This is a genomic window from uncultured Aliivibrio sp. (genome assembly GCF_946479765.1).
GTDB lineage: Bacteria > Pseudomonadota > Gammaproteobacteria > Enterobacterales > Vibrionaceae > Aliivibrio.
In genome coordinates this window covers 47,269-56,045 of the sequence record NZ_CAMLHO010000025.1, presented here as the reverse complement: position 1 = coordinate 56,045, position 8,777 = coordinate 47,269, and the positions used below count along the sequence as shown (strand labels likewise).

Annotated in this window: 6 protein-coding genes; 4 read left to right on the top strand and 2 right to left on the bottom strand. The window is 38.0% G+C overall.

Annotated elements, in window-relative coordinates:
• Position 1: 1 nt before the first annotated feature.
• A complete protein-coding gene (gene nagE, locus Q1K78_RS10975; RefSeq protein ID WP_300178220.1) occupies positions 2-1,492 on the bottom strand; it encodes an N-acetylglucosamine-specific PTS transporter subunit IIBC in 1,491 nt (496 codons plus the stop codon).
• Positions 1,493-1,893: 401 nt separating this feature from the next.
• On the opposite strand from nagE, the gene nagA reads away from it, so the two are divergent.
• From nagA to asnB, 4 genes are all read left to right on the top strand, one after another.
• A complete protein-coding gene (gene nagA / locus Q1K78_RS10970) occupies positions 1,894-3,030 on the top strand; it encodes an N-acetylglucosamine-6-phosphate deacetylase (RefSeq protein WP_300178217.1) in 1,137 nt (378 codons plus the stop codon).
• Position 3,031: 1 nt separating this feature from the next.
• Positions 3,032-4,246 (top strand): ROK family protein, encoded by a 1,215-nt coding sequence (locus tag Q1K78_RS10965; RefSeq protein WP_300178215.1) that lies wholly within the window; start codon positions 3,032-3,034, stop codon positions 4,244-4,246.
• Between the two features lie 77 nt (positions 4,247-4,323).
• Positions 4,324-5,928, top strand: coding sequence for a cation:proton antiporter family protein (locus Q1K78_RS10960; protein WP_300178212.1), 1,605 nt, complete (start codon positions 4,324-4,326; stop codon positions 5,926-5,928).
• Positions 5,929-6,213: 285 nt separating this feature from the next.
• Positions 6,214-7,881, top strand: coding sequence for an asparagine synthase B (gene asnB, locus Q1K78_RS10955; protein WP_300178209.1), 1,668 nt, complete (start codon positions 6,214-6,216; stop codon positions 7,879-7,881).
• A 56-nt stretch (positions 7,882-7,937) separates the two neighbouring features.
• Here the strand turns inward: asnB and rfaH are convergent, their stop codons facing one another.
• Positions 7,938-8,432: a transcription/translation regulatory transformer protein RfaH gene (rfaH, locus tag Q1K78_RS10950; RefSeq protein ID WP_300178206.1), complete on the bottom strand. Its 495-nt coding sequence runs from the start codon at positions 8,430-8,432 to the stop codon at positions 7,938-7,940.
• Between the last annotated feature and the right edge of the window lie 345 nt (positions 8,433-8,777).

Below are 8,777 nucleotides of genomic sequence, written 5' to 3'. Positions count from 1 at the left end.
ATTATGGTAATGCAACTGCTGTTAGGTCTTCAGAAGCTGGGATTTTTATCATTTCACCAGCTACGATTTCAGCAAGGGGACCAAGAATAACTTGAACATTGTTTGAACCAAGTTTCACTACACCCATTGCACCTAGTGCTTTAAGTTGCTTCTCGCTAATTACGCTAGTGTCTTTAAGAGTTAAACGCAGACGAGTGATACAAGCATCAATGTTTTCTAGGTTATCGTGACCACCTAGAGCTTTAAGATATTGCTTAGCTAGTTCACTAGTTTCTTTAGAACCACGAACTGAACTTTCTTCTTCATCGTCGTCTTCACGGCCTGGAGTCTTAAGATTAAACTTAATGATGACAGCGCGGAATACGAAGTAGTAGATTGCAAAGAATACGATACCTTGGATAATTAGCATGTACCAGTTAACAGCTAGTGGGTTACGAGTAGAAAGAACCATATCTACTAGACCAGCTGAGAAACCAAAACCTGCAATCCACTGCATAGATGCTGCGATGAATACTGAGATACCTGTTAATGCTGCGTGAACTACGTATAGCGCAGGAGCAAGGAACATGAATGAGAATTCTAGTGGTTCAGTAACACCAGTAAAGAACGATGCGAAACCAGCAGCAATCATGATACCTGCTACTTTTTCTTTGTTCTCAATTTTAGCTGTGTGGTAGATAGCTAATGCTGCACCTGGTAGACCAAACATCATGATTGGGAAGAAACCAGCTTGGTACATACCTGTAACACCTACAGTTGCAGTACCTTCAGCGATAGACTTAGCGCCACCTAGGAAGTTAGGGATGTCATTAATACCAGCTACGTCAAACCAGAACACTGAGTTAAGTGCATGGTGAAGACCTACAGGGATAAGTAGACGGTTGAAAAATGCATAGATACCAGCACCAACAGAACCCATACCTTGGATTGATTCACCAAAATGTACAAGGCCGCCGTAGATTGAAGGCCATACGTACATTAGTACGAACGCAATCAAAATACCTGCAAACGAAGTTAAGATTGGAACAAGACGTTTACCAGAGAAGAATGCAAGTGCTTTATGCAGTTCAACAGTAGAGAAACGGTTGTAGATCTCAGCAGATACGATACCAACTAGGATACCAACAAATTGGTTATTGATTTTACCAAAAGCAGCAGGAACTGCAGAAGGATCAATACCCTGAATTTGAGCTACTGCTCCTGGTGAAAGAAGGGTAGTAACAACAAGGAAACCAACGAAACCAGCTAGTGCAGCTGCACCATCTTTATCTTTAGACATACCATAAGCAACACCGACTGCGAACAGTACTGACATGTTATCAATGATAGCCGCACCAGCTTTAATTAAAAACGCTGCTAGTGCATTGTTGCCGCCCCAAGCTACTGGGTCAATCCAGTAACCAATACCCATTAAAATTGCTGCTGCAGGTAGTGTAGCAACTGGTACCATCAGTGCTTTACCTACTTTTTGAAAATATCCTAAAATATTCACCTTTAGATTCCCCCTATAAGGATTTTAGATTTTTTGAATAGCTGAATTTTGTCCATTATAAACTTATTTCGCTACTCGTTATTAACGGGGTCAGTGTAAGGGATTAATTTCGCCCCGCAAATTAAAAGCAAGCTAATTGTGATCATTATCACCTGTAGAGGCAATATTTAAGGTATTTTGCTAGCGAGATCATAAAACTTATTTTATCATTCGAAAGAATAAAACATTAGGAATAAAGTTTGTCTTATAAAAGACCTAACTTTGTCATTACTGAACGTAACATTTAGATAACTTGAGTGTACCGCTCAGTAAGCAGTTCTATTTTTCACTTGCTTAAAAATTTCAACGAAAAAAGTTTACATTTTTTCGTACTATAAAATTATAACCAAAGGATTCAAGCTATGTATGCGCTAACTAACGGTAAAGTTTATACAGGTAACGATGTTCTTGTTGACCATTCTGTCATCATTAATGGTACTGAAATCGAAGCCATTTGCCCAACATCTGAATTACCAAAAGATATCGAGTTAAAAGATTTAGAGGGCGCAATACTAAGCCCTGGCTTTATCGACCTTCAACTTAATGGTTGTGGGGGTGTAATGCTAAATGATGAAATCACAGCACAAACGATGCAAATCATGCATGAAGCTAATCTAAAGTCGGGTTGTACTAGCTTTCTACCAACATTAATCACCTCTTCTGACGAAGACATGCGCGCTTCAATCGAAGCGGCTCGTGAATACCACAATAAGTACCAAAACCAATCTTTAGGTCTTCACCTTGAAGGTCCATACCTAAATGTAATGAAAAAAGGTATTCACAGTGTTGACCATATCCGTCACTCAGATTCAGATATGATTCAGCTAATGTGTGATAACGCTGATTTAATAGCAAAAGTTACGCTTGCTCCTGAGCAAAATGATCCAGAACATATCGAGCGTTTATGTAAAGCAGGTATTGTCGTTTCAATTGGCCATACCAATGCAACTTATGCAGAAGCTCGTCAAGGTTTTGAATCTGGTATTACATTCGCAACTCATCTATTTAATGCAATGACACCGATGGTTGGCCGTGAGCCAGGTGTTGTTGGTGCAATCTACGATTCACCTGATGTTTATGCTGGCATCATTGCTGATGGCTTCCATGTTGACTATGCAAACATTCGTATTGCGCACAAAATAAAGAAAGAAAAGCTAGTATTAGTGACCGATGCCACAGCTCCTGCAGGTGCTGACATGGAATACTTTATTTTTGTTGGTAAGAAAGTATATTACAAGGATGGTAAATGTGTTGATGAGAATGGCACATTAGGCGGCTCAGCTCTGACTATGATTGAAGCAGTTCAGAATACAGTTGAGCACGTTGGAATCGCTTTAGATGAAGCTTTACGTATGGCTACGTTATATCCTGCTCAAGCTATGGGCTTGGATAACAAACTTGGCCGCATCAAAAAAGGTATGGTAGCTAACCTTGCTATTTTTGATCGTGACTTCAATGTAAAAGCGACTGTTGTTAACGGACAATACGAGCAAAGTTAATATGACTGACGGACAAATTGGTAATGTAGATCTAGTAAAACAATTAAACAGTGCGGCTGTTTATCGTTTAATCGACCAAAAAGGCCCTATTTCTCGAATTCAAATCGCAGACGTTAGTCAGCTTGCTCCTGCAAGTGTTACCAAGATTACCCGTCAACTATTAGAGCGCGGCTTAATTAAAGAAGTCGCGCAACAAGCATCAACAGGCGGTCGAAGAGCTATCTCTTTGACCACCGAAACTGAACCTTTTCATTCTATCGCGGTGCGTTTAGGCCGAGATTATATTCAACTGAGTCTTTTTGATCTTTCAACAAAAGAATTGGCAAGTGAATATCAAGAGTTTCATTATAGTAATCAAGAGCATTTGTTAGATGGGTTAAATCAACTCCTTCAAAACTTTATTACTCAAAATCAAGATACAATCAAACAATTAATTGCTATTGGCATTACGCTTCCTGGTCTGGTTAACCCAGAGACAGGCGTTGTAGAATATATGCCAAATACAGATATTGATAAACTAGCACTCGCTGATTTCATCAAGGAAACCTTTAATATTCAATGTTTTGTTGGTAATGACATTCGAGGCCTTGCTCTCGCTGAGCACTATTTTGGGGCCTCACAAGATTGTCGCGATTCCATTTTAGTCAGCGTCCACCGTGGTACTGGTGCAGGCATCATTGTCAACGGTAAAGTATTTCTTGGCCATAACCGAAATGTAGGTGAAATTGGTCACATCCAAATCGATCCAATTGGTGATAAATGCCAATGTGGTAATTTTGGTTGTTTAGAAACAGTCGCTGCAAATCCTGCAATTATTGCGCGGATAAAATCACTGCTTTCGCAAGGTTACCCTTCAAGCCTTTCGCTATTAGATAACATCACAATGGCTGATATTTGCCATGCTGCAAATCACGGCGATGAACTGGCAACACAAACATTACTACGTGTAGGTAATCAACTTGGTAAAGCCATTGCAATGACAATTAACCTGTTTAATCCGCAGAAAATTGTTATCTCAGGTGCGATTACTCAATCAGATAAAATTCTTTTTGCCGCTATCCGTAACTGTATTAAAAATCAATCATTAACCGCTTTCCATAAAGACCTTCCTATTGTGGCTTCAGAGCTTCATGAACAACCAACTATTGGTGCTTTTTCAATGGTGAAGCGAGCTATGCTTAATGGCGTATTGTTACAAAAATTATTAGATGAATAATCATAAGTAATTTTTAACATGTTATTCTAGGGCTGCTTTTGCGGCCCTTTTTTGATCACTTTCAGGAACAATAGTATATGGAATTACTTTTTATCATTGCAGCCTTTGTAATGGGATTTATTGCATTAAAAATTAATCTACCTCCTTTGGTTGGTTTTTTATTAGCCGGATTTGGACTACATGCCTTTGGCTTTCAATCCAACGATACACTTTCTACCTTTGCTGATCTTGGTGTTACCCTTCTCCTTTTTTCTATTGGTTTGAAATTAGATGTAAAAACCTTGCTTGCTAAAGAAATTTGGTTAGGCGCAACACTCCATAACGTATTCTCGACCCTATTTTTCACTTTCGCCCTTCTTGGTCTCAAGCTTCTTGGGATCACCATGCTTGCAGATATCAATACTGCACAATTGGTTCTTTTTGGTTTTGCTTTATCCTTTTCTAGTACCGTGTTTGCAGTAAAAGCATTGCAAGAGAAAGGCGAATTGAATGCCACTTACGGCACCTTGGCGATTGGTATTCTTGTTATGCAAGATATCTTTGCCGTTGTATTCTTAACAGTATCAACAGGTAAAATTCCTGAAATTACCGCACTGGCTTTATTTGCACTTCCACTCTTTAGACCTTTATTTTTCAAATTATTAGATTGGGCTGGCCACGGTGAAATGCTGGTTCTTTATGGTATATTCTTGGCGTTAGTTGCAGGTGCTGGCACATTTGAGTTAGTCGGGATGAAACCCGATCTTGGCGCACTTATCTTAGGCATGCTATTAGCGGGTCACTCTAAAGCGTCTGAATTATCAAAATCCTTATTCAATTTAAAAGAAATTTTGCTTATTTGCTTCTTCTTAAATATCGGATTATCGGCAGCGCCTACACTTGCAGGATTAACCCTCGCCCTATTTTTAATTTTACTATTGCCAGTAAAAGGGTTTTTATACTTTATTATTATTAACAAGTTTAAGTTCCGAGTACGAACCTCCTTACTCGCCTCTCTTACCTTATTTAACTACAGTGAGTTCGGATTAATTGTTGGGGGATTAGCATTTAAAATGGGTTGGCTACCAGGTGATACTCTAGTTGCCATTGCCATTGCGGTTTCTATTTCTTTCATTATCTCAGCACCACTCAATAATTTTGGCCACACCATTTATCAACGCTCTCGTCATTGGCTAAAAGAACATACCGCAGAACGCCTAAATCCTATGGATAAATTAATCAATCCAGGTCGAGCTCAAATATTAATTCTTGGTATGGGCCGTATTGGTAGCGGTGCGTATGATGAATTAAGAGAAAAACATGGCGATATCATTTTAGGCATCGAACTGAGAGAAGAGTCTGCAAAACATCATCAAGATCTCGGACGTAATGTTATTTCTGGTGATGCTACCGACCCCGACTTCTGGGAGCGAATTTTATCTACCTCGCACGTAAAACTGGTTTTGTTGGCAATGCCTAACCATCAGGGTAATCAATTTGCATTAGAGCAATTACAATCACGGAATTATAAAGGTCAAACCGCTGCAATTGCTGCTTATAATGATCAAATTGAAGGGTTGCTTGAACAAGGTGTAGATGCCGCATTTAATATCTATCATGAAGCTGGCACTGGTTTTGCTCGACATGTAAGTGAACAATTGAACCCACAATTTAATCAACAAAAAGAATATATGAAAGACTAATTCCTTTATTGATTACTTACTCACCGTCGAAAATCAGATTAGAGCTTAATTAAATTCTAATCTGATTTTTTATTTATATTCCCTCATTTCCATTCTTTTTGTTTAAAAAACCGCCCACAACTAACGATTAAACACCAAAATAGCAAAAATATTAAATATTATCTAATTAGGTTGCCTGTTTGTGATTTTATTTGTATTTCTTGGTTGCTTTTTTTATCGATCATGGCAAATTGTAGTTAAGACAATAATTTATGATAAAAATTAAGAAGAGATTAGAGGGAACTTATGTGCTCAATTTTTGGAATACTAGATATAAAGACTGATCCAGCACCGCTTCGTACAAGCGCACTTGAAATGTCAAAAAAACTTCGTCATCGTGGTCCTGACTGGTCTGGTATTTACTCATCAGATAAAGCAATTTTAGCGCATGAACGCCTGGCTATTGTTGGTGTTAACAGTGGCGCGCAACCGCTTTATAGTGAAGATAAAAAACACATCCTAGCCGTTAATGGTGAGATCTATAATCACAAAGAATTACGTGAAAAATACGCCGACGATTACGCCTTCCAAACAGACTCTGATTGTGAAGTTATTTTGGCGCTATACCGTGAAAAAGGCGCAGATCTACTAGAAGACTTAAACGGTATTTTTGCCTTTATTCTTTATGATGAAGAGAAAGATGAATACTTAATCGGGCGTGATCATATTGGTATCATTCCTATGTATCACGGCTATGACGAGCATGGTAACTATTACGTTGCTTCTGAAATGAAAGCTCTAGTACCTGTTTGTAAATCAATCAGTGAATTTCCTCCTGGCCACTTCTACTCATCAAAAGATACTGAACCAACACGTTACTATGTACGTGACTGGATGGAATATGATGCCGTCAAAGATAATCCAACAAATAAAGAAGAGCTTAAACAAGCATTAGAGGACGCGGTTAAACGTCAATTAATGACAGATGTTCCTTATGGTGTGCTTCTTTCTGGTGGTCTTGATTCATCAATAACATCAGCAATTGCGAAAAAGTTTGCTGCAATGCGTATTGAAGATAACGAACAATCTCAAGCATGGTGGCCACAGCTGCACTCATTTGCAGTAGGACTAGAAGGAGCACCAGACCTAAAAGCTGCTCGTGAAGTTGCTGATAAAATTGGTACTGTACACCACGAGATGACTTATACGATTCAAGAAGGTCTTGATGCTATTCGTGATGTTATTTATCACATCGAAACTTATGACGTAACCACTATTCGTGCTTCTACACCAATGTATTTATTGGGTCGTAAAATTAAAGCGATGGGCATTAAAATGGTACTTTCTGGTGAAGGCGCTGATGAAATTTTTGGCGGTTATCTATACTTCCATAAAGCACCAAACAAAAAAGAATTCCATGAAGAAACGGTTCGTAAGCTACTTGCTCTAAACATGTTTGATTGTGCTCGAGCGAATAAATCATTAGCCGCTTGGGGTGTAGAGGGACGTGTACCTTTCCTAGATAAAGAATTTATCGATATTGCAATGCGATTAAACCCACAAGATAAAATGTGTGGCAATGGTAAAATGGAAAAACACATTCTTCGAGAATGTTTTGAAGATGATTTACCACCAGCGATTGCATGGAGACAAAAAGAGCAGTTCTCTGATGGGGTTGGATATGGTTGGATTGATACCTTACGAGAAACAGCGGAAGCGAAAGTGACCGATCAGCAAATGGAATCTGCAAAATTCCGTTTCCCTTACAATACACCAGTCACCAAAGAAGGCTATGTGTATCGTGAGATCTTTGAAGACCTATTCCCTCTTGAAGATGCCGCTAAATGTGTTCCTGGTGGACCTTCTGTTGCCTGTTCTTCAGCAAAAGCAATTGAGTGGGATGAATCGTTCAAAAACTGTGTGGACCCATCAGGTCGAGCAGTTCAAGCCGTTCATAATGAAGCGTATGATTAACTAAATTGTTCATAATAAAAAAAGCGCCATTTTTGGCGCTTTTTTATCTTCTAACTCTAATATTCCATATCTGAATTATCAATTTTAATTTCAACTTGCTTATTAATTAATGTGATAAGTAAGATCGAACGCTTCTCACCATCAGATTCTTTATAAATAGCATCAACACCTGTAAAAGGACCAGATTTAATTCCTATCGATTGACCTACTCCAGGTAACTCTTCTATCACTTTCGTCTTATCTTTATTATCCATTTTTTTCAATAAGCAAATAAAGTCCCCATCAATCACTTTAGGATAAACACCAAAACGAATAAAGTCGCTGACTCCACGTGTTGAACGAACGGTTGTAAAAGAAGGTCCTATCTTGAAATCAAATCGAACAAACATATAACAAGGAAATAAAGGCTCTTTAACTGACTTTTTTTTTCCTCGCACTATTTTGTCTATTTCAACTTCAGGGTAATAACACTCTACTTGCTGATTTTCTAAATGTAACTTTGCTCTCTGTTGATCTCCACGTTTACAGTAGAGTAAATACCATTCTTTCATTATTTAAATACCTAGCTAACCTATTAGAGATCATACCATGTCACTACTGACAAAAGAATATATTGAAACCACATCTATACTCAAATTTGATTTGAAATGTTAAATCACAAAAAAAGCGACAAAGAAGTTCTTTTAACCAAAACAATCAACTTAACAAGAATAAAAAACCAACTAAACAATAAAAATAAAAATAAAAACCTACAAAAACACCATAAAACAGAGCGTACAAATGTAAGTAAATGTAACTAATAACCATGCATTTCAATAAGTTAATATGTTAACTAAATCACATAAATTTGTACATCATTGCAGAGGATACATTCGAGGGGTATAAATTACTTATAT

Coding starts and splice junctions, on each gene's coding strand:
- nagA (WP_300178217.1), top strand. CDS start 1,894: ATGTATGCGCTAACTAACGGTAAAGTTTATACAGGTAACGATGTTCTT.
- rfaH (WP_300178206.1), bottom strand. CDS start 8,432: ATGAAAGAATGGTATTTACTCTACTGTAAACGTGGAGATCAACAGAGA.
- Q1K78_RS10960 (WP_300178212.1), top strand. CDS start 4,324: ATGGAATTACTTTTTATCATTGCAGCCTTTGTAATGGGATTTATTGCA.
- asnB (WP_300178209.1), top strand. CDS start 6,214: ATGTGCTCAATTTTTGGAATACTAGATATAAAGACTGATCCAGCACCG.
- Q1K78_RS10965 (WP_300178215.1), top strand. CDS start 3,032: ATGACTGACGGACAAATTGGTAATGTAGATCTAGTAAAACAATTAAAC.